Source organism: Enterobacter sp. BIDMC 27 (genome assembly GCF_000534415.1).
In the GTDB taxonomy this organism is placed as follows: domain Bacteria; phylum Pseudomonadota; class Gammaproteobacteria; order Enterobacterales; family Enterobacteriaceae; genus Enterobacter; species Enterobacter hormaechei_C.
On sequence record NZ_KI973178.1, the window covers coordinates 209,061 to 230,088 of the forward strand.

19 protein-coding genes and 2 tRNA genes are annotated in these 21,028 nt (G+C 53.6%); 6 read left to right on the top strand and 15 right to left on the bottom strand.

Annotation, left to right across the window (positions count from 1 at the left end):
* Positions 1–71 precede the first annotated feature (71 nt).
* The 4 genes from infB to L463_RS21445 form a co-directional block, all read right to left on the bottom strand.
* Positions 72–2,759: a translation initiation factor IF-2 gene (infB, locus tag L463_RS21460; RefSeq protein ID WP_006812117.1), complete on the bottom strand. Its 2,688-nt coding sequence runs from the start codon at positions 2,757–2,759 to the stop codon at positions 72–74.
* 24 nt (positions 2,760–2,783) lie between these two features.
* Positions 2,784–4,286, bottom strand: coding sequence for a transcription termination factor NusA (nusA, locus tag L463_RS21455; protein ID WP_003861798.1), 1,503 nt, complete (start codon positions 4,284–4,286; stop codon positions 2,784–2,786).
* A gap of 28 nt (positions 4,287–4,314) precedes the next feature.
* Entirely contained in the window at positions 4,315–4,767 is a 453-nt protein-coding gene (gene rimP, locus L463_RS21450; RefSeq protein WP_014833432.1) for a ribosome maturation factor RimP, read from the bottom strand.
* Positions 4,768–4,974: 207 nt separating this feature from the next.
* A tRNA-Met gene (locus L463_RS21445) sits at positions 4,975–5,051 on the bottom strand.
* A gap of 286 nt (positions 5,052–5,337) precedes the next feature.
* Between L463_RS21445 and argG the strand changes: the two genes are divergently transcribed.
* The gene (argG, locus tag L463_RS21440) at positions 5,338–6,684 is read left to right on the top strand and encodes an argininosuccinate synthase (RefSeq protein WP_015571974.1); all 1,347 of its coding nucleotides are present in this window, start codon (positions 5,338–5,340) and stop codon (positions 6,682–6,684) included.
* A gap of 187 nt (positions 6,685–6,871) precedes the next feature.
* On the opposite strand, the gene L463_RS21435 is transcribed toward argG, so the two are convergent.
* The 6 genes from L463_RS21435 to rlmE all read right to left on the bottom strand — a co-directional run bounded on the left by L463_RS21435 (position 6,872) and on the right by rlmE (position 12,463).
* Positions 6,872–6,958, bottom strand: a tRNA-Leu gene (locus tag L463_RS21435).
* Positions 6,959–6,967: 9 nt separating this feature from the next.
* Positions 6,968–7,300: a preprotein translocase subunit SecG gene (gene secG / locus L463_RS21430; protein WP_003861803.1), complete on the bottom strand. Its 333-nt coding sequence runs from the start codon at positions 7,298–7,300 to the stop codon at positions 6,968–6,970.
* 222 nt (positions 7,301–7,522) lie between these two features.
* Positions 7,523–8,860 carry a phosphoglucosamine mutase gene (gene glmM, locus L463_RS21425; RefSeq protein WP_032673062.1) on the bottom strand — a complete coding sequence of 446 codons (1,338 nt, stop codon included), beginning with the start codon at positions 8,858–8,860 and terminating at the stop codon, positions 7,523–7,525.
* The gene (folP, locus tag L463_RS21420) at positions 8,853–9,701 is read right to left on the bottom strand and encodes a dihydropteroate synthase (protein ID WP_003861807.1); all 849 of its coding nucleotides are present in this window, start codon (positions 9,699–9,701) and stop codon (positions 8,853–8,855) included. The genes glmM and folP overlap by 8 nt, the downstream gene beginning before the upstream one ends.
* A 98-nt stretch (positions 9,702–9,799) precedes the next feature.
* Entirely contained in the window at positions 9,800–11,734 is a 1,935-nt protein-coding gene (gene ftsH, locus L463_RS21415; protein ID WP_003861810.1) for an ATP-dependent zinc metalloprotease FtsH, read from the bottom strand.
* A 102-nt stretch (positions 11,735–11,836) separates the two neighbouring features.
* A complete protein-coding gene (gene rlmE, locus L463_RS21410; RefSeq protein WP_003861812.1) occupies positions 11,837–12,463 on the bottom strand; it encodes a 23S rRNA (uridine(2552)-2'-O)-methyltransferase RlmE in 627 nt (208 codons plus the stop codon).
* A 127-nt stretch (positions 12,464–12,590) separates the two neighbouring features.
* Here rlmE and yhbY point away from each other — a divergent pair, with 127 nt between their 5' ends.
* Complete coding sequence (yhbY, locus tag L463_RS21405) at positions 12,591–12,884, top strand: ribosome assembly RNA-binding protein YhbY (protein WP_003861814.1); 294 nt, start codon at positions 12,591–12,593, stop codon at positions 12,882–12,884.
* A 151-nt stretch (positions 12,885–13,035) separates the two neighbouring features.
* Here yhbY and greA read toward each other — a convergent pair whose 3' ends face one another.
* Complete coding sequence (gene greA, locus L463_RS21400; protein WP_006812122.1) at positions 13,036–13,512, bottom strand: transcription elongation factor GreA; 477 nt, start codon at positions 13,510–13,512, stop codon at positions 13,036–13,038.
* A 228-nt stretch (positions 13,513–13,740) separates the two neighbouring features.
* On the opposite strand from greA, the gene dacB reads away from it, so the two are divergent.
* The 3 genes from dacB to pmrB are packed head-to-tail and all read left to right on the top strand — an operon-like array spanning position 13,741 to position 16,879.
* Positions 13,741–15,174 (top strand): serine-type D-Ala-D-Ala carboxypeptidase, encoded by a 1,434-nt coding sequence (gene dacB / locus L463_RS21395; RefSeq protein ID WP_015571976.1) that lies wholly within the window; start codon positions 13,741–13,743, stop codon positions 15,172–15,174.
* Between the two features lie 2 nt (positions 15,175–15,176).
* On the top strand, positions 15,177–15,839 hold the full coding sequence (gene pmrA / locus L463_RS21390; RefSeq protein ID WP_015571977.1) for a two-component system response regulator PmrA: 663 nt from the start codon (positions 15,177–15,179) through the stop codon (positions 15,837–15,839).
* Entirely contained in the window at positions 15,836–16,879 is a 1,044-nt protein-coding gene (gene pmrB / locus L463_RS21385) for a two-component system sensor histidine kinase PmrB (protein WP_017382733.1), read from the top strand. Before pmrA ends, pmrB begins: the two co-directional genes overlap by 4 nt.
* Positions 16,880–16,912: 33 nt before the next feature.
* Here pmrB and cgtA read toward each other — a convergent pair whose 3' ends face one another.
* From cgtA to rplU, 4 genes are all read right to left on the bottom strand, one after another.
* Entirely contained in the window at positions 16,913–18,088 is a 1,176-nt protein-coding gene (cgtA, locus tag L463_RS21380; protein ID WP_003861823.1) for an Obg family GTPase CgtA, read from the bottom strand.
* Positions 18,089–18,103: 15 nt separating this feature from the next.
* Entirely contained in the window at positions 18,104–19,069 is a 966-nt protein-coding gene (locus tag L463_RS21375; RefSeq protein ID WP_015571979.1) for a DMT family transporter, read from the bottom strand.
* 95 nt (positions 19,070–19,164) lie between these two features.
* Positions 19,165–19,422, bottom strand: a complete 258-nt coding sequence (gene rpmA / locus L463_RS21370) for a 50S ribosomal protein L27 (RefSeq protein WP_003861831.1) — start codon at positions 19,420–19,422, stop codon at positions 19,165–19,167.
* A 19-nt stretch (positions 19,423–19,441) separates the two neighbouring features.
* Positions 19,442–19,753 (bottom strand): 50S ribosomal protein L21, encoded by a 312-nt coding sequence (gene rplU, locus L463_RS21365; protein WP_003025032.1) that lies wholly within the window; start codon positions 19,751–19,753, stop codon positions 19,442–19,444.
* Positions 19,754–20,010: 257 nt separating this feature from the next.
* On the opposite strand from rplU, the gene ispB reads away from it, so the two are divergent.
* Positions 20,011–20,982 (top strand): octaprenyl diphosphate synthase, encoded by a 972-nt coding sequence (gene ispB, locus L463_RS21360; protein ID WP_006812126.1) that lies wholly within the window; start codon positions 20,011–20,013, stop codon positions 20,980–20,982.
* The last annotated feature ends 46 nt before the right edge of the window (positions 20,983–21,028 follow it).

The window sequence follows — 21,028 nt, forward strand, 5'->3', positions numbered from 1 at the left end:
CTTTTTAAAATTACTGCCGGGTGGCGCTTCGCTTACCCGGCCTACGCTAATTAATCTTCAGTTGACGAAGATTACGCGATGGTACGCTGAATTTCGATGATCTCGAACACTTCGATCATATCGCCAACGCGAACGTCGTTGTAGTTCTTCACGCCGATACCACATTCCATGCCGTTACGGACTTCGTTAACGTCATCTTTGAAGCGGCGCAGGGATTCCAGCTCACCTTCGTAGATAACCACGTTGTCACGCAGTACGCGGATTGGGTTGTGACGCTTGATGGTCCCTTCGGTAACCATACAGCCCGCGATCGCACCGAATTTCGGTGATTTGAACACGTCACGTACTTCAGCCAGACCGATGATCTGCTGTTTCAGCTCAGGAGACAGCATGCCGCTCATCGCTGCTTTCACTTCGTCAATCAGGTTATAGATGACGGAGTAGTAACGCAGATCCAGGCTTTCAGCATCAATCACTTTACGCGCAGATGCGTCAGCACGAACGTTGAAGCCAACCAGGATCGCGTTGGACGCTGCTGCCAGGGTTGCGTCGGTTTCGGTGATACCACCTACGCCAGAACCGATGATCTTCACTTTCACTTCGTCGGTAGACAGTTTCAGCAAGGAGTCGGAGATCGCTTCCACAGAACCCTGAACGTCCGCTTTCAGAACGATGTTCACTTCGTGAACTTCGCCTTCGGTCATGTTGGCAAACATGTTCTCGAGTTTAGATTTCTGCTGACGAGCCAGCTTCACTTCACGGAATTTACCCTGACGATACAGAGCGACTTCACGCGCTTTCTTCTCGTCACGTACCACGGTGACTTCGTCACCGGCAGCCGGAACACCGGACAGGCCGAGAATTTCCACTGGAATGGACGGACCCGCTTCCAGCACTTCCTGACCCAGTTCGTTACGCATCGCACGAACGCGACCGTATTCGAAACCACACAGAACGATATCGCCCTTGTGCAGAGTACCTTCGCGAACCAGAACGGTTGCAACCGGACCACGACCTTTATCCAGGAAGGATTCGATTACCGCGCCGCTCGCCATACCTTTACGAACCGCTTTCAGCTCCAGAACTTCAGCCTGAAGCAGGATAGCGTTCAGCAGGTCGTCGATACCGGTACCTGCTTTTGCAGATACAGGGATGAACTGCGCTTCACCGCCCCACTCTTCCGGCATAACGCCGTACTGGGACAGTTCGTTCTTCACGCGATCCATATCGGCTTCTGGCTTATCGATTTTGTTAACTGCGACAACCAGAGGCACCTGCGCCGCTTTCGCGTGCTGGATAGCTTCAATGGTCTGTGGCATCACGCCATCGTCGGCAGCAACAACCAGAACAACGATATCCGTTGCCTGAGCACCACGAGCACGCATTGAGGTAAACGCTGCGTGGCCTGGGGTATCCAGGAAGGTGATCATGCCGTTTTCGGTTTCTACGTGGTAAGCACCGATGTGCTGGGTAATACCACCCGCTTCGCCGGAGGCAACCTTAGTAGAACGAATGTAGTCAAGCAGAGAGGTTTTACCGTGGTCAACGTGACCCATGATGGTCACAACCGGTGCGCGCGGTTCAGCCGCTGCGCCCGTATCACGGTCGCTCATGACTGCTTCTTCCAGCTCGTTTTCACGACGCAGGATAACTTTGTGACCCATCTCTTCGGCAACCAGCTGTGCGGTTTCCTGGTCGATGACCTGGTTGATGGTGGCCATTGCGCCCAGTTTCATCATCGCTTTGATGACCTGAGAGCCTTTCACCGCCATCTTGTTAGCCAGTTCGCCAACGGTGATGGTTTCGCCGATCACAACGTCACGGTTAACGGCCTGAGCAGGCTTCTGGAAGCCCTGCTGGAGAGCGGAACCTTTACGCTTGCCGCCTTTACCGCCGCGAACCGCTGCACGCGCTTCTTCACGGTCAGCTTTTGATTCAGCGTGTTTGTTACCTTTTTTCGCAGGACGCGCAGCTTTTGCACTGCGAGTACGGCCACGACCACCTTCAACTTCGCGGTCGTTGTCGTCTTCTGCCTGACGCGCATGCTGAGACGTGGTGACGTGATAATCGCTGGTATCTTCAGTTGGTTCAGCGGTATTCACACCGTTCTTCTCGTTTTCTTCTGCCATGCGACGCGCTTCTTCGGCGACGCGGCGAGCTTCTTCTTCAAGCTTGCGGCGGGCTTCTTCTTCCGCTTTACGCTTCAGCTCGGCAGCTTCATTTTCACGGCGGGCTTTTTCAGCCTGGGCAGTTTTGGTCATTTCGTCGGTCTGTTGATTGCTCACTTTGTCTTTTTCCGCAGCGTCACGCTTCGCTTTTTCACCGGCGTCGCGTTTCGCTTTTTCTGCGGCCTCACGTTCAGCTTTTAATTCTGCTTCACGTTTGGCAGTGGCTTCTGCCTCACGCTGAGCTTGTTCTTCCGCTTCACGCTGTGCCTGCTCTTCCGCGGCAAGGCGTTCTGCCTCTTGCGGATCACGTTTTACAAAGGTGCGCGTCTTGCGGACTTCAATTTGTACCGACTTGCTTTTGCCACCGGTACCAGGGATGTTCAACGTGCTACGCGTTTTACGCTGTAGCGTTAACTTGTCAGGCGTAGAGCCGTGTTCACGGTTCAGGTGCGCTAACAAGGTTTGTTTTTCTTGCGCGGTCACCGAGTCATCAGCGGACTTCGGGATCCCTGCATCAGCAAATTGCTGTACCAGGCGGTCCACGGAGGTCTGAATCTCAGCAGCCAGCGATTTTACAGTTACATCAGTCATGCTGTTCCTTCCTGCTACAGTTTATTACGCTTCGTCGCCGAACCAGCAAATATTACGTGCGGCCATGATGAGTTCGCCGGCTTTCTCGTCGGTTAAACCTTCGATATCGGCCAGGTCATCAACGCCTTGCTCAGCGAGATCTTCCAGCGTACAAACACCACGGGCAGCCAGCTTGAACGCAATCGCACGATCAAGACCTTCCAGATTCAGCAGGTCATCAGCCGGCTTCTTATCGCCAAGGCTTTCTTCCTGAGCCAGCGCCAGGGTGGTCAGTGCGTTTTTAGCGCGTTCACGCAGGGCTTCAACGGTTGGTTCATCCAGACCGTCAATTTCCAGCAGCTCTTTCATTGGCACGTAGGCCAGTTCTTCCAGCGTAGAGAAACCTTCTTCAACCAGCACAGTGGCGAAGTCTTCGTCAATGTCCAGGTATTTGGTGAAGGTATCGATCGCCGCGTGGGCTTCAGCCTGATGCTTGGCCTGAAGGTCATCAACGGTCATCACGTTGAGTTCCCAGCCGCTCAGCTGTGACGCCAGACGTACGTTCTGACCGTTACGGCCAATCGCCTGCGCCAGGTTGCCCGCTTCTACAGCGATATCCATGGTGTGTTTGTCTTCGTCAACAACGATAGACGCCACATCAGCCGGTGCCATTGCGTTGATCACGAACTGCGCCGGGTTATCGTCCCACAGAACGATATCAATGCGCTCGCCGCCCAGTTCGGTAGAAACCGCCTGAACACGTGCGCCACGCATACCGACGCAAGCACCGACCGGGTCGATACGCTTGTCGTTGGTTTTCACCGCAATTTTCGCACGGGAACCCGGATCGCGGGCCGCCGCTTTGATTTCGATAACTTCTTCGCCGATTTCCGGCACTTCGATACGGAACAGTTCAACCAGCATTTCTGGTTTAGAACGCGTCACGAACAGCTGTGCACCACGCGCTTCAGGACGTACGGCATACAGCACACCACGAATACGGTCGCCTGGGCGGAAGTTTTCACGCGGCAGCATGTCTTCGCGCAGGATCACGGCTTCAGCGTTACCCGGCAGCCCTTCGGATTTGATCTCCAGAGAGATGTTGTCGCGGTTCACTTTCTTCACCACACCAGTGATGATTTCGCCTTCCTGATCGCGGAACTGATCGACAACCAGCGCGCGCTCGGCTTCGCGCACTTTCTGCACAATAACCTGCTTCGCGGTCTGGGTGGTGATACGGTCGAAGGTAACAGATTCAATCTGATCTTCAACGTAGTCACCCACGTTCAGACTTTCGTCTTCAAAACGTGCCGCTTCCAGGGTGATCTCTTTGGTCGGTTGGGTCACTTCTTCAACGATTACCCAACGACGGAATGTATCGAAGTCACCGCTTTTACGATCGATTTCTACGCGAACATCGATCTCTTGTTCGTATTTTTTCTTGGTTGCTGTAGCCAGTGCACTTTCCAGCGCTTCGAAAATCTTCTCACGCGGCAGTGATTTCTCGTTGGAGACGGCTTCAACAACAGCCAAAATTTCTTTGTTCATCGCGGGCTTTTCACCTCAATCCAGACTGTTAAAAGTGGGGAACCAGGTTCGCCTTCTGGATATTACTCAGCGCGAACACTTCATCTTTGCCTTCGACTGTCACCGTGATCATTTCACCATCAACGGCTTTGATAATTCCCTGCCATTTACGGCGGTTCTGTACGGCCATACGCAGAACGAGAGCCACTTCTTCACCGGTAAAGCGCACGTAGTGCTCGGCCGTGAACATCGGACGATCGAGGCCAGGTGAGGAAACTTCCAGGTTGTACGCAACGGTAATCGGATCTTCAACATCAAGAACCGCACTCACCTGGTGGCTGACATCAGCACAATCATCAACATTGATGCCATCTTCACTATCAATATAGATGCGCAGTGTGGATGTACGGCCGCGAACGAATTCGATGCCGACCAGTTCGTAGCCCAGTGCTTCGACCGGCGCAGTAATCATCTCTGTTAATTTTTGCTCTAATGTGGACAAGCCCACCCCCAAGACATAAAAAAAGGGCGTAAAGCCCAGTTATTCTGTAGTCAGATAACAAAAAACCCCGATAAATCGGGGCTTTAGATAACTGAACCCTATAGCCACAACTGTGGCCTGGAGCACTCTCCGAAAGCATTTTTTCAAATCCAGCTACGAAGGCTCTAAGTCTTCACAGTATATTTGAAAAAGAACTTTATAGGAAAGTGGTTGCGGGGGCCGGATTTGAACCGACGACCTTCGGGTTATGAGCCCGACGAGCTACCAGGCTGCTCCACCCCGCGCCTGAAACGTGGCAAATTCTACGCGTTTTGGACAGAATTTGCAAATAATGCTGGGATTTGGTACCGAAGACGGGACGTAAAATCGGCGTTCAGTATATTGATAGTTGACCCCACCTGTCAACCCAACTTCAGGCAGGGCAATAAAAGGGAAATTTTTACAAAAAACGCACACGTCTCTTTCGGTCGTCGATAAAAGATGATTAAATGAATACTCACTTATTTTGCATAAACATGCATCGAGAGCGAAAGCGGTCTCTAATCAGTCAATCAAGCAGGGTTTTATTATATGACGACGATTCTCAAGCATCTCCCGGTAGGACAACGTATTGGCATCGCTTTTTCTGGCGGCCTGGATACCAGCGCTGCACTGCTGTGGATGCGCCAGAAGGGAGCGGTTCCTTATGCATATACTGCGAACCTGGGTCAGCCGGACGAGGAAGATTATGACGCGATCCCTCGTCGTGCCATGGAATATGGCGCAGAGAACGCACGTCTGATCGACTGCCGTAAGCAGCTGGTTGCCGAAGGGATTGCCGCGATCCAATGCGGTGCTTTCCATAATACGACCGGCGGCCTGACCTATTTCAATACCACCCCGCTGGGTCGTGCCGTCACCGGCACTATGCTGGTTGCCGCCATGAAAGAAGATGGCGTGAACATCTGGGGGGACGGTAGCACCTATAAAGGCAACGATATTGAACGTTTCTATCGTTATGGCCTGCTGACCAACGCCGAGTTGCAGATCTACAAACCGTGGCTGGATACCGACTTCATCGACGAGCTGGGTGGCCGTCATGAAATGTCTGAGTTTATGATTGCCTGCGGCTTTGACTACAAGATGTCCGTTGAGAAAGCCTACTCAACCGACTCCAACATGCTGGGTGCGACGCACGAAGCGAAAGACCTGGAATTCCTGAACTCCAGCGTAAAAATTGTTAACCCGATCATGGGCGTGAAGTTCTGGGATGAGAACGTGAAGATCCCGGCGGAAGAAGTGACCGTGCGTTTCGAACGTGGTCATCCGGTTGCCCTGAACGGTAAAACCTTCTCCGACGATGTTGAACTGATGCTGGAAGCAAACCGCATCGGCGGTCGTCACGGTCTGGGTATGAGCGATCAGATCGAAAACCGTATCATTGAAGCGAAAAGCCGTGGCATTTACGAAGCGCCGGGGATGGCGCTGCTGCACATCGCTTACGAACGTCTGCTGACCGGTATTCACAACGAAGACACCATCGAGCAGTATCACTCTCATGGCCGTCAGCTGGGCAAACTGCTGTATCAGGGTCGCTGGTTTGATCCACAGGCGCTGATGCTGCGTGACGCCCTGCAACGTTGGGTGGCAAGCGCAATCACCGGCGAAGTGACGCTGGAACTGCGTCGCGGCAATGATTACTCCATCCTCAATACCGTGTCTGACAACCTGACCTATAAAGCAGAGCGTCTGACCATGGAGAAAGGTGAGTCAGTGTTCTCTCCGGACGATCGTATTGGTCAGCTGACCATGCGTAACCTGGACATCACCGATACCCGTGAGAAGCTGTTCAACTATGTTGAGAATGGCCTGCTCTCCGCCAGTTCCGGTAATGGCCTCCCTCAGGTTGAGAACCTGGAACACAGCGATAAGAAATAATCGACAGCAAGTCATGCAAAAGGCGCCCATTGGGCGCCTTTTTTGTGGTCTTCGTAGGCCCGGTAAGCGCAGCGCCACCGGGCAAAACGGCGGGTGGCGCTGCGCTTACCCGCCCTACAAAAGATCGGATACACAGAATGTACAGACGAAAAAAAAGACGTCTTGCGACGTCTTTCTTCTGGAATATTGGTACCGAGGATGGGACTCGAACCCACAAGCCCGTTAGGGCACTACCACCTCAAGGTAGCGTGTCTACCAATTCCACCACCTCGGTACGGAATACTTACTGCGGGATATCGCTGGTTGGCTTAGCCGGTGCAGCTGGCTGAGTTTGCTCAGTTTTTGCTGGCGCGCTCAGATTTTCCCACTCGCTTCCTTTACTGGTCTTGTTGCTGTTGATATTGCCCAGCACCAGACTGATGATGAAGAACAGCGTAGCCAGAATCGCCGTCGTACGGGTCATGAAGTTCGCAGAACCACTTGAACCGAACAGCGTACCGGAAGCGCCTGCTCCGAAGGAGGCTCCCATATCAGCGCCTTTACCTTGCTGTAGCATAATCAGCGCTACGAGAGCGATGGCTACAATAAGGAAAATAACTAAAAGAGCTTCGTACATAATCAACCTGTTCCTTGCGGATTTGCCGCATACCAATGCTTCGACCAATTAGCAGGATTTTGTTTCCCACTGAAGCGGGTGTGAATACTAACCAAAGCGAATGGCCTTCGCAAGGGCATTTTCGACGCATTGTATCAACTGCGGAAAAAAACAGCAAAAAGCCATTAATTGCTTAAAACAAAGGCGGCAAACGCCGCCTTTTTAAACATTTAGCATGCAAGATTATGCAGCTTTTACGGCATCCGCAATACGGTGCGCAAATTCGGTGACCTGCGCTTCGTCTTCGCCTTCCACCATCACGCGGATCAGTGGTTCGGTACCGGACTTACGCAGCAGCACGCGTCCACGGCTGCCCAGCGCCGCTTCAACGTCAGCCATTACCGCTTTCACGTTGTCATTTTCCAGCGGTTCGCCTTTACCCGCAGTGAAACGCACATTAACCAGAATCTGCGGGAACATTTTCATGCCGCTGCACAGATCGTGCAGGCTCATATGGTTACGCGCCATCGCGGCAACAACCTGAAGCGCCGCCACAATACCGTCACCGGTGGTGGTTTTATCAAGCAGGATCACGTGGCCGGAGTTTTCCGCGCCAATACGCCAGCCTTTCTCCTGAAGTTTTTCCAACACGTAGCGGTCACCCACTTTCGCACGGACAAACGGGATGCCCAGCTGTTTCAACGCCAGTTCCAGGCCCATATTGCTCATAAGCGTACCGACCGCGCCACCGCGCAGCTGCCCCTGACGCAGGCCTTCACGCGCAATGATGTAGAGGATCTGATCGCCATCGACCTTGTTACCTTCGTGGTCAACCATGATCACACGGTCACCATCGCCATCCAGGGCAATACCCAGATCGGCCTTTTCAGCCAGCACACGCGCCTGCAAGGCACGCACGTCTGTCGCGCCGACTTCTTCGTTGATGTTCAGACCATCCGGCTCGCAGCCGATAGTGATCACTTTGGCACCCAGCTCGCGGAACACATTCGGCGCAATGTGGTAAGTCGCACCGTTGGCACAGTCCACCACAATTTTGAGGTGTGCCAGGCTCAGCTCATTCGGGAAAGTGCCTTTGCAGAATTCAATGTAGCGGCCTGCGGCATCGACAATACGGTTTGCTTTACCCAGCTCAGCGGAGTCAACACAGGTGATCTCTTTTTCCATTTCCGCTTCAATCGCCTCTTCCACGTCATCCGGCAGTTTGGTGCCGTCGATGGAGAAGAATTTGATACCGTTGTCATAGAACGGATTATGGGAAGCTGAAATGACGATGCCCGCTTCCGCACGGAAGGTGCGGGTCAGATAGGCAACAGCAGGGGTCGGCATTGGCCCCGTAAAGGAAGCTGAAAGCCCCGCCGCCGCCAGCCCGGCTTCCAGCGCGGACTCCAGCATATAACCCGAAATACGGGTATCTTTCCCAATAATGATCTTACGGGAGCCATGACGCGCCAGCACTTTCCCCGCTGCCCAGCCCAGCTTCAGGACAAAGTCAGGGGTAATTGGCGCATCGCCTACGCGCCCACGGATGCCATCGGTACCAAAATATTTACGATTACTCATAGCGTTTGTTTTCCTTCGCTGCCAGTGTGGCTTCCACCACACGCATGGCTTCTACTGTTTCTTTTACGTCATGGACGCGAATGATGTGTGCACCTTGCATCGCGGCAATCACCGCGCAGGCCAGACTGCCGCTCAGACGTTCGCTCGGCCCGACATTCAACAACTGACCAATCATCGATTTTCTCGACATTCCCACCAGCAGTGGCAGGCCGAACTGATGAAACTCTGATAAGCGCGCAAGCAACGCGTAATTGTGTGAGAGATTTTTACCGAAACCGAAGCCCGGGTCGAGCAGCAATTTCTCTTTTGCGATACCCGCACGTTCACAGCGTTCGATATGCTCAATAAAGAAGCGGGTGACGTCGGCAAACACATCTTCATATTTTGGCGCCTCCTGCATTGTCTTAGGCTGACCCTGCATATGCATCAGACACACCGGTAGCCCGGTTTCTGCGGCGGCTTCAATCGCGCCCGGCTCGGTCAGCGAGCGGATATCATTGATAATGTGAGCGCCCACTCTCGCCACTTCACGGATCACTTCGGGTTTGGAGGTATCAACGGAGATCCACACTTCAAAGCGCCGGGCGATAGCCTCCACCACCGGCACCACGCGCGCCAGCTCTTCTTCCACCGAAACCTCCGCCGCGCCAGGCCGCGTTGACTCCCCTCCAACGTCAATGATGGTGGCACCCGCGTTAATCATTAAATTCGCGTGTTTAACCGCGTCGATAAGCGAATTATGCGTGCCGCCGTCAGAGAAGGAATCAGGCGTGACATTCAGGATCCCCATCACATGGGGATGTGAAAGGTCGAGATGCGAGTCCTGGGCGAATAGTTTCATGGTGAAGTCCCTGGGGTTAATGTGGTTAAACAGATAAGAAAAACCCCGGAGCAAGCTCCAGGGTTTGAGATACAGACAAACGCTTCAACAGCAGTGACTTACTTGTCGCCCAACTGCTCTGACATGGTGTTGCCCGGGTTTGGCGTACGCGGTTCATCGACCGGACGCGGCGCACGCGGGGTGCCATTGTTGTCAGAATTGTTAGACGCGCCTGGGTCTTCCCAGCCTGCCGGCGGACGCACTTCGCGGCGCGCCATCAGGTCGTCAATCTGCGGTGCATCGATGGTCTCATATTTCATGAGCGCATCTTTCATCGAATGCAGGATGTCCATATTGTCGTTCAGGATCTGACGGGCGCGAGCGTAGTTACGTTCAATCAGCGCTTTCACTTCCTGGTCGATGATACGTGCCGTTTCATCGGACATATGTTTCGCTTTTGCCACAGAGCGGCCTAGGAATACTTCGCCCTCTTCCTCTGCATACAGCAGCGGACCGAGTTTGTCGGAGAAGCCCCACTGAGTCACCATGTTACGCGCCAGGTTTGTCGCCACTTTAATATCGTTCGACGCACCGGTGGAAACATGTTCCGCACCGTAGATAATCTCTTCAGCCAGACGACCGCCGTACAGGGTTGAAATCTGGCTTTCCAGCTTCTGACGGCTGGCGCTGATCGCGTCGCCTTCAGGCAGGAAGAAGGTCACACCCAGCGCACGACCGCGCGGAATAATCGTCACCTTGTGTACGGGATCGTGTTCCGGCACCAGACGACCGATAATCGCGTGGCCCGCTTCGTGATATGCCGTGGACTCTTTCTGCGCTTCCGTCATCACCATGGAGCGACGTTCCGCACCCATCATGATTTTGTCTTTCGCTTTCTCGAATTCCACCATGGACACCACGCGCTTGTTACCGCGAGCGGCAAACAGTGCTGCTTCGTTGACCAGGTTAGCCAGATCCGCACCGGAGAAGCCTGGAGTACCACGCGCGATGATTGCCGCGTCGATATCTGGCGCCAGCGGTACGCGTCGCATATGCACTTTCAGAATCTGTTCACGACCGCGAACATCCGGCAGACCGACCACAACCTGACGGTCAAAACGGCCTGGACGCAGCAGCGCAGGGTCGAGTACGTCTGGACGGTTAGTTGCCGCGATAACGATGATACCTTCGTTACCTTCGAAGCCGTCCATCTCAACCAGCATCTGGTTCAGCGTCTGCTCACGTTCATCGTGACCACCACCCAGGCCTGCGCCACGCTGGCGGCCTACGGCGTCGATTTCATCGATGAAGATGATGCACGGTGCTGCCTTCTTAGCCTGCTCGAACATGTCACGCACACGAGATGCACCGACACCCACGAACATTTCAACGAAGTCAGAACCTGAAATAGTAAAGAACGGCACCTTCGCTTCACCCGCGATGGCTTTTGCCAGCAGGGTTTTACCGGTACCCGGAGGGCCGACCATCAGGACGCCTTTCGGGATCTTACCGCCCAGTTTTTGGAAACGGCTCGGCTCGCGCAGGTATTCAACCAGTTCACCCACCTCTTCTTTTGCTTCGTCACAACCTGCTACGTCAGCAAACGTGGTCTTGATCTGGTCTTCCGTCAGCATACGCGCCTTGCTCTTACCGAACGACATGGCACCTTTGCCACCACCGCCCTGCATCTGGCGCATAAAGAAGATCCAGACGCCGATAAGAAGCAGCATCGGGAACCAGGAAATGAAGATAGAAGCCAGCAGGCTTGGTTCTTCCGGCGGCTCGCCTACCACTTTGACGTTTTTGGTCAGAAGGTTATCAAGCAGCTTAGGATCGTTCACCGGGATGTAAGTCGTGTAACGGTTACTATCTTTCTTGGTAACGTTGATCTCACGTCCGTTGATACGCGCTTCGCGAACCTGGTCCTGATTGACCTCTTGCAGGAAGGTAGAATAATCCACCTTGCGGCCATTCGACTCGCTGGGCCCAAAGCTCTGGAATACTGACATCAGCACAACGGCAATGACCAGCCAGAGTATTAGGTTTTTCGCCATGTCACTCAAGGGATTAACCTCATATTACAACTGTGTTAAAAACAGCGTCAGGATACTCTATATCCAGTTTCATTCAAACTTTCGCCTGAAATCTACCGGTTATCATTTTCGCCCGGTCGCTACAATATACACTTCACGGGAACGGGCCCGGGAAGAGTCCGGCTTACGAACTTTGACCTTCGCAAACAGGGAGCGAATTTCCTTAAGATACTCCTCGAAACCTTCGCCCTGAAACACCTTCACAACAAAACTACCACCAGGCGCTAGTACATCACGACACATTTCTAACGCTAGTTCCACCAGATACATGGCGCGGGGGATATCCACCGCCGGTGTTCCACACATATTTGGCGCCATATCCGACATGACAACCTGGACCTTACTGTCACCTACACGATCAAGTAGTGCTTTAAGCACTAATTCATCACGAAAGTCGCCCTGAAGGAAGTCGACACCGACGATGGGATCCATTGGTAAAAGATCGCATGCGATGATTCGGCCCGTTCCGCCGATCTGCGTAACCGCATACTGGGACCATCCGCCAGGTGCCGCACCGAGGTCGACCACCGTCATTCCCGGTTTAAAAAGTTTGTCACTTTGCTGTATTTCATCAAGTTTAAACCAGGCGCGGGAACGCAACCCCTTTTTCTGCGCCTGTTGAACATATTTATCGCTAAAGTGTTCCTGAAGCCAGCGGCTGGAGCTGGCAGAACGCTTTTTACCTGTCATTTAACATTTCCGTCCTGGTTCATCGTTGCTTGCCTGTGACGTAAATTTCTACGCAGCTATTTGGCGATATTAGGGAGATGGCGGTAGAATGAACCGTTTTCAATCCCAACGTAAGCAAAAATATACGATGAATCTGAGTACTAAACAAAAACAGCACCTTAAAGGTCTGGCACATCCGCTCAAGCCTGTAGTGATGCTTGGCAACAATGGTTTGACCGAAGGGGTGCTTGCCGAGATTGAACAAGCGCTGGAACACCACGAGCTGATCAAGGTGAAAATCGCCTCTGAAGACAGAGACACTAAAAACCTGATCGTGGAAGCCATCGTGCGCGAAACCGGCGCCTGTAATGTACAGGTCATCGGTAAAACGCTGGTGCTCTATCGCCCATCTAAAGAGCGCAAAATCTCGCTGCCACGTTAAGGATATCCTGAATCGAACACATTTTCTGTGTGAAACGAGGGATTTCTTTCAGCAGGCGAGCAAAATGCCATGCTCCTTGAGTTGATAAAAGGCCGCTATGCGGCCTTTTTCTTTTCTTTACAATGTATCAACATCTTAGTAGCGAAGCGAATTACAGGTATTCAACCTTAATAATTTCGTATTCCACTTCACCACCAGGGGTGCGGATGGTGACCACATCGTCCTGCTCTTTGCCAATCAGGCCACGAGCAATCGGCGAGTTCACCGAAATCAGGTTCTGTTTGAAGTCCGCTTCATCATCACCCACGATGCGATAGGTCTGCTCTTCGTCGTTGTCCAGATTCAGGACGCTGACGGTAGAGCCGAAGATCACACGGCCATTATTTGGCATTTTGGTGATATCGATAACCTGCGCGTTAGACAGTTTCGCCTCGATATCTTTAATGCGCCCCTCACAGAAACCCTGCTGCTCACGCGCCGCGTGGTATTCAGCATTCTCTTTCAGGTCGCCATGCTCACGCGCTTCCGCGATAGCGGCGATGATTTCAGGGCGACGCACGGATTTGAGAAAATCCAGCTCTTCGCGCAGTTTTTCGGCACCACGTAAGGTCATCGGAATAGCTTGCATTTGTTATACCTCTTAAACATTCCTGTTGGGAGCAGTGTTCCCTGCTCCAGCCCACCTGAACAGGCCAGAAGCAAAAAGAAAACCGACCCGGGAGCAACGCCCCAGGTCAGCAGCAATTTTTCAATTTGATACGTATTTTACCGCGAAGTTCACTATGGGTCATCGTTTACTTTACAGTGCCATGCACCGTAGTATGACGGTTTGTTTTCGGGTTGTTAGCGCGAGATTATGCGATTTTCCAGTTTTATCATCGGATTGACTACCAGTATAACGTTCACCGTTCAGGCCGCGAATGTTGATGAGTACATTAATCAACTGCCCGCCGGCGCGAACCTTGCCCTGATGGTGCAGAAGGTTGGCGCGCAGGCTCCCGAGATTGACTATCACAGTCAACAGATGGCGCTGCCTGCCAGTACCCAGAAGGTGATCACTGCCCTCGCCGCCCTGCTCCAGCTCGGGCCTGACTTCCGTTTTACTACCACCCTTGAAACCAGAGGTAACGTTGAGGGTGGCGAACTGAAAGGCGATCTTATCGCCCGTTTTGGTGGCGATCCCACCTTTAAGCGCCAGGATGTCCGCAATATGGTGGCGGTACTGAAAAAATCCGGCGTAACAAAAATTGATGGCAACGTGCTGATCGACACCTCCATTTTCGCCAGCCACGATAAAGCGCCTGGCTGGCCGTGGAACGACATGACGCAGTGCTTTAGCGCCCCGCCAGCCGCCGCCATCGTTGACCGTAACTGCTTCTCCGTATCGCTTTACAGCGCGCCAAAACCAAATGACTTAGCTTTTATCCGCGTGGCCTCATACTACCCGGTCACGATGTTCAGCCAGGTGCGGACGCTGGCGAAAGGCTCCCCGGAGGCGCAGTATTGCGAGCTGGACGTGGTACCGGGCGATCTCAATCGCTATACGCTCACCGGCTGCCTGACCCAGCGGTCCGATCCCCTCCCGCTGGCCTTCGCCATTCAGGATGGCGCGGGCTATGCCGGTGCCATTTTTAAAGATGAACTGAAGCAGGCGGGCATAACCTACACCGGAACGCTGCTGCGCCAGACGCAGGTGAATGAGCCAGGCACGGTGATCGCCAGCAAACAGTCCGCGCCACTGCATGATTTGCTTAAGATTATGCTGAAAAAGTCGGATAACATGATTGCCGACACGGTGTTCCGCATGATTGGGCACGCGCGATTTGGTGTGCCGGGCACCTGGCGGGCCGGTTCTGATGCCGTACGTCAGATCCTGCGCCAGCAGGCGGGTATCGATCTGGGCAATACGATCGCCGTTGATGGTTCCGGTTTATCGCGTCATAACCTGATCTCGCCGGCCACCATGATGCAGGTGTTGCAGTACATTGCTCAGCATGACGCTGAGCTAAACTTTATTACGATGCTGCCGCTTGCCGGACACGACGGCTCTCTTCAGTACCGCGCGGGCCTTCACGCTGCGGGCGTGGATGGCAAAGTGTCAGCCAAAACGGGTTCCCTGCAAGGCGTTTACAACCTTGCCGGTTTTATCACTACCGCCAGCGGACAACGCATGGCATTTGTGCAGTATCTTTCCGGCTATGCCGTCGAACCGGCTGACCAGCGCAATCGCCGTATTCCACTGGTGCGTTTCGAAAGCAGGCTCTATAAGGACATCTACCAGAATAACTAGCGATGAAACTACTGATAGTTGAAGACGATCTGTTATTGCAGGAAGGGTTAGCGCTGGCGCTGGGGAATGAAGGCTACGCCCTGGATTGTGCCACCACGGCCGCTGAAGCAGATGCCCTGATCCAGAGCGGTGAATACAGCCTCGTGATCCTGGATTTAGGGCTGCCGGATAAAGACGGCGCGACGCTGCTCTGCCAGTGGCGTCGTCGCGGGGTTGAGAATCCCGTCTTGATTCTCACCGCCCGCGATGCCATTGAAGACAGAATTAACGGGCTGGATTCTGGCGCTGACGATTATCTGGTAAAACCCTTCGCCCTTGCCGAGCTACAGGCTCGCGTACGGGCGTTGATCCGCCGCTATCAGGGCCACAGCGACAACCTGCTGACGGACGGAGATATCACCCTCAATCTGCAAACTCAGCAGGTGTTGCGCCAGTCTCAGCCTGTGGAAGTGACGCCAAAAGAGTTCGCTCTGCTGACGCGCCTGATCATGCGCAGCGGGCAGACCGTGCACCGTGAAACGCTGCAACAGGACATCTACTCCTGGCAGGACGATCCAGGATCAAACACGCTTGAAGTTCACATTCATAATCTGCGGCGCAAGCTCGGTAAAGATCGCATCAAAACCGTACGCGGCGTGGGTTACCGTCTGGAGAGCCAGAAATGAACAGTATGCGCCGGCGATTAATGGTGTTGCTGGCGGTTATTCTGCTATTTTTTCAACTCATTAGCGTAGTCTGGCTGTGGCATGAGAGCCGCGAGCAGATCGGTTTTCTGGTGAACGAAACGTTGTCCGCCAAAGCGCGCAACAACCATGTCGAAAAAGAGATCCGCGAAGCCATTGCCTCCCTGCTGGTCCCTTCTCTGGTGATGGTCGGTTTTACCCTGCTCTTCTCATTTTGGGCCGTCACCTGGATCACCCGACCACTCAACAAACTTCGCGCCAGCCTTGCGAACCGTTCGGCGGATAATCTGACTCCCCTGCCGATGTATTCCGATATGGAAGAGATAGGCGCTGTGACCACCTCGCTCAATCAACTCCTCGCCCGGCTGGACCACACTATTCAACAGGAACGCCTGTTTACCGCCGATGCGGCACACGAGTTACGTACGCCGCTTGCGGGGATCAGGCTCCATCTGGAACTGATGGCTCAGTCCGGTTCCCCGCAGGCCACGCCACTGATAAGCCGTATCGATCAGCTGATGCACACGGTGGAACAGCTGCTGATGCTGGCGCGTGCCGGGCAGGCGATGGCCAGCGGCCATTACGATACCGTGAACTGGACGGAGACGATCATTGCTCCGCTCAGCCTGGAGCATGAAGCCAAAGAGCATACGGTAATATGGCCGGCCCACAGCGCGCTGACGGTACAGGGGGACGCCGTCCTGTTACGTCTGATGCTAAGGAACCTTCTGGAGAATGCCGCCCGCTACAGCCCGGCAGGCACAACCATTGAAGTGGCATTAACAGCGACGGAGGGCGGTACCCGGGTGAGCGTTACCGATCAGGGGCCGGGTATTGATGAGGCGCACCGCCAGTCGATCACCGAACCTTTCCGACGTCTCGACCAGCGCTACGGCGGCAGCGGCCTTGGGCTGAGCATCGTACAGCGTATCGTACAGCTCCATCATGGCCATTTAACGCTGGAGAACGGCGCTGAGGGCGGCCTCATCGCCAGCTGTTGGTTACCGGCGAAAATAGGATAAAAAAAAGCCCCGTTAAGGGGCTTTATACAGGGGTTAGTGCTTGTAGATGAACTCGACGCCTTCTTCGTCGTCTTCATCCCAGTCATCGTCCCAGTCTTCATCATCTTCTTCCGCTTCCAGCTCTTCGAGCTGCTGGCGGTGGTAGTCATCCCACATGAATTCGACTTTTTCAGGCTGTTTCGCCTCTTCTGCCTGAACAACCGGATTCTCGATGATAAAGGTCATCACATCCCAGCAGAGATCTTTCACGCCAACCTGGCTGGCGGCAGAGATCAGATAGTACTTATCTTCCCAACCCATCGCTTCGGCAATCGCTTTAGCTTTCGCTTCAGCTTCCGCTTTATCCATCAGGTCGATCTTGTTAAATACCAGCCAGCGCGGTTTTTGCGCCAGTTTTTCACTGTATTTCTCCAGCTCGCCAATAATGATACGGGCGTTTTCAACCGGATCGGAACCGTCGATTGGATCGATGTCGATGAGGTGCAACAGTACGCGACAACGCTCAAGGTGCTTCAGGAAGCGAATACCCAGACCGGCGCCTTCTGCTGCCCCTTCAATCAGACCCGGGATGTCAGCGACCACAAAGCTCTTCTCGTTATCCATACGGACAACGCCCAGGCTCGGCACCAGCGTCGTAAACGGATAATCCGCTACTTTGGGTTTCGCCGCAGAGACCGCACGGATAAACGTCGATTTACCGGCGTTTGGCATACCCAGCATCCCCACATCCGCCAGCAGCATCAGTTCCAGTTGCAGGTCGCGCTTATCACCCGGGGTACCCATGGTTTTCTGACGCGGGGTACGGTTAACGGAAGATTTGAAACGGCTGTTACCCAGACCATGCCAGCCGCCTTTCGCCACCATCAGGCGCTGACCGTGTTTGGTCATATCACCCATGGTTTCGCCCGTGCCCTGATCGATGACACGCGTACCCACCGGCACTTTGATCGTCACGTCTTTACCGCGTTTACCGGTACAGTCGCGGCTCTGGCCGTTCTGGCCACGCTCGGCGCGGAAAGATTTTTCGAAACGGTAGTCGATCAGCGTGTTGAGGTTTTCATCCGCCTCCAGCCACACGTCGCCACCGTCCCCACCGTCACCGCCGTCAGGACCGCCACGAGGAATATATTTTTCACGGCGGAAGCTTACACAACCGTTACCGCCATCACCTGCCACGACCAGAATCGTCGCTTCATCAACAAACTTCATTTTACTCTCCGTAACTCATTCGCCTGAGCGGGGGACTATTACAACCGCTTCATTTTTGCGCCAACGCCCCCAAAGACGATGACCAATGGCGGAATACATCGCGCCCGCAACCACGACAAACGCACCGAGATAACCCAACAGGTTGAGCATCGGCTTGACGAAGACATCGGGCCAGGCCATTGATAACAAATCTGAAAATAACAGCGTAAACAGCGGGGTAAGCGTGATTAAGGCGCTCACCTGTGCTGCCTGCCAGCGCGCCATGGCTTCAGCCAGAGCGCCATAACCGACCAGCGTATTCAGCCCACAAAAAATGAGGCACGCCAGTTGCCAGTCGCTGAGCTGGGTAATTACACCCGGCTTCGCTAAAGGCAATAATGCCAGTGTACACAAAGTGTACAGCAAAAAGAGGATCTGCTGTGAGGCAAGACGGCGCAATAACACCTTTTGCGCGACGCCATAACTCACCCAGACCGTTGCTGCACCCACCCCAAAAATGACACCCCAGGTGTAATCCGTCAGGCGGGTAAAAATCTCAATCAGGCTGGTGTTAAAGAACATCACCAGCCCGCAAAGCAGCATGCTTGCCCCGATGATCTGCGTGCCGCGCATCTTCTCCTTGAGGATGAATACGCTGGCGACCATCATGCCGACCGGTGAAAGCTGACCAATCACCTGCGACGCTGTAGGGCTAAGATATTGCAGGGAAGAGCTGAACAGAATGAAGTTACCGAACAGACCGCCCGTCGCGATAGCCAGTAACACCAGCCAACGCGGTTTTCGGAAGATGCGCAGCGGTGGCAGCTTACCTTTGACGGCCAGAATGGCGCCCAGGCCTATGCTTGCCATCAGGAAGCGATAAAACACCACCGTCGGTGGCTCCATGACTTCCAGTACCTGCTTCATTGCAATTGGCAGCGCACCCCAGCACATTGCGGTAGTGAGCGCCAAAAGAATACCCATGCCGGCCTGCTGCTTCATGCCCGTTTTCCCTACAGAAAATTTTCCGGGTTTCCAATGTAAAAAGCCCCGCAACACGTTGCGGGGCTTTAATCCGTTACCGGACCGAGAAAACCTTACTCAGCAACGATGCTGATGTATTTACGGTTGTTCGGGCCTTTAACTTCAAATTTCACTTTACCGTCTGCTTTAGCAAACAGAGTGTGGTCACGACCGCAACCTACGTTGGTACCCGCGTGGAACTTGGTGCCACGCTGACGAACGATGATGCTACCCGCCAGAACGGATTCGCCACCGAAACGCTTAACGCCCAGGCGTTTAGCTTCTGAATCGCGACCGTTACGTGTGGAGCCGCCAGCCTTTTTATGTGCCATTTAAATCTCTCCTCAGGTCTTAGGCGCTGATGCCAGTAATTTTCACATCAGTGAACCACTGACGGTGGCCCTGCTGCTTACGATAGTGTTTACGACGACGAAACTTAACGATTTTAACTTTCTCGCCACGACCGTGAGCAACAACTTCAGCTTTGATAACGCCGCCATCAACGAAAGGAACGCCGATTTTGACTTCTTCACCGTTTGCGATCATCAGAACTTCAGCGAACTCAACAGATTCGCCAGTTGCGATGTCCAGCTTTTCCAGGCGAACGGTCTGACCTTCGCTTACTCGGTGTTGTTTACCACCACTTTGGAAAACCGCGTACATATAAACTCCGCTTCCGCGCACATCCTCGTATGATTCAGAGTGCGCTATAAATATTCACAATAGGGCGCGAATATTACGCAAAACGCGAGCCTTTGACAAGTGCTACCATCAATACATGAAGAAAAAAAACACAACACGTACGGTAACGTTTATCTGAGCCGTTTTTTCAGTACAATCAGCAATACTATTTATAAACCGAAACCCTTTGTGTACCCATCTCGTGTGGGATAAACAGGATAAAAAGCCCGGCTTTTGCGATGAATTTAGAAAAAATCAATGAGTTAACCGCGCAAGATATGGCGGGTGTGAATGCAGCAATCCTGGAGCAACTCAACTCTGACGTTCAGCTGATCAATCAGTTGGGCTATTACATCGTCAGCGGCGGCGGTAAACGTATTCGTCCGATGATTGCCATTCTGGCCGCACGCGCGGTTGGCTATCAGGGAAATGCCCACGTCACGATCGCGGCGCTGATCGAATTTATCCACACCGCCACCCTGCTTCACGACGATGTTGTGGATGAATCAGACATGCGTCGTGGAAAAGCCACCGCCAACGCCGCGTTTGGTAATGCGGCAAGCGTTCTGGTAGGCGATTTTATCTATACCCGCGCCTTCCAGATGATGACCAGCCTTGGCTCGCTGAAGGTGCTGGAAGTGATGTCAGAAGCCGTGAACGTTATCGCTGAAGGTGAAGTCCTACAGCTGATGAACGTCAACGACCCGGACATCACCGAAGAAAACTATATGCGGGTGATTTACAGCAAGACCGCACGTCTGTTCGAAGCCGCCGCGCAATGCTCCGGCATTCTGGCAGGCTGTAGCGAAGCTCAGGAAAAGGGCCTTCAGGACTATGGCCGTTATCTCGGCACCGCGTTCCAGCTGATTGATGATTTGCTGGACTACAGCGCGGATGGCGAAACGCTCGGTAAAAACGTCGGCGATGACCTGAACGAAGGCAAGCCAACGCTGCCGCTGCTCCACGCGATGCGCAATGGCACACCAGAGCAGGCGAAAATGATCCGGGAGGCTATCGAGCAGGGAAATGGACGCCATCTTCTGGAACCGGTACTGGAAACAATGGCTATCTGCGGCTCCCTGGAATGGACGCGTCAGCGCGCTGAAGAAGAAGCGGACAAAGCCATCGCCGCCATTCAGGTCATTCCCGACAGCCCATGGCGTGATGCGCTAATCGGCCTCGCGCACATCGCCGTCCAGCGCGATCGATAATCCCCTCCTCATCTCCCTGCGCCCACGCAGGGAGATTCCAGTACAC

Coding starts and splice junctions, on each gene's coding strand:
- infB (WP_006812117.1), bottom strand. CDS start 2,759: ATGACTGATGTAACTGTAAAATCGCTGGCTGCTGAGATTCAGACCTCC.
- nusA (WP_003861798.1), bottom strand. CDS start 4,286: ATGAACAAAGAAATTTTGGCTGTTGTTGAAGCCGTCTCCAACGAGAAA.
- argG (WP_015571974.1), top strand. CDS start 5,338: ATGACGACGATTCTCAAGCATCTCCCGGTAGGACAACGTATTGGCATC.
- secG (WP_003861803.1), bottom strand. CDS start 7,300: ATGTACGAAGCTCTTTTAGTTATTTTCCTTATTGTAGCCATCGCTCTC.
- glmM (WP_032673062.1), bottom strand. CDS start 8,860: ATGAGTAATCGTAAATATTTTGGTACCGATGGCATCCGTGGGCGCGTA.
- folP (WP_003861807.1), bottom strand. CDS start 9,701: ATGAAACTATTCGCCCAGGACTCGCATCTCGACCTTTCACATCCCCAT.
- ftsH (WP_003861810.1), bottom strand. CDS start 11,734: ATGGCGAAAAACCTAATACTCTGGCTGGTCATTGCCGTTGTGCTGATG.
- rlmE (WP_003861812.1), bottom strand. CDS start 12,463: ATGACAGGTAAAAAGCGTTCTGCCAGCTCCAGCCGCTGGCTTCAGGAA.
- yhbY (WP_003861814.1), top strand. CDS start 12,591: ATGAATCTGAGTACTAAACAAAAACAGCACCTTAAAGGTCTGGCACAT.
- greA (WP_006812122.1), bottom strand. CDS start 13,512: ATGCAAGCTATTCCGATGACCTTACGTGGTGCCGAAAAACTGCGCGAA.
- dacB (WP_015571976.1), top strand. CDS start 13,741: ATGCGATTTTCCAGTTTTATCATCGGATTGACTACCAGTATAACGTTC.
- pmrA (WP_015571977.1), top strand. CDS start 15,177: ATGAAACTACTGATAGTTGAAGACGATCTGTTATTGCAGGAAGGGTTA.
- pmrB (WP_017382733.1), top strand. CDS start 15,836: ATGAACAGTATGCGCCGGCGATTAATGGTGTTGCTGGCGGTTATTCTG.
- cgtA (WP_003861823.1), bottom strand. CDS start 18,088: ATGAAGTTTGTTGATGAAGCGACGATTCTGGTCGTGGCAGGTGATGGC.
- L463_RS21375 (WP_015571979.1), bottom strand. CDS start 19,069: ATGAAGCAGCAGGCCGGCATGGGTATTCTTTTGGCGCTCACTACCGCA.
- rpmA (WP_003861831.1), bottom strand. CDS start 19,422: ATGGCACATAAAAAGGCTGGCGGCTCCACACGTAACGGTCGCGATTCA.
- rplU (WP_003025032.1), bottom strand. CDS start 19,753: ATGTACGCGGTTTTCCAAAGTGGTGGTAAACAACACCGAGTAAGCGAA.
- ispB (WP_006812126.1), top strand. CDS start 20,011: ATGAATTTAGAAAAAATCAATGAGTTAACCGCGCAAGATATGGCGGGT.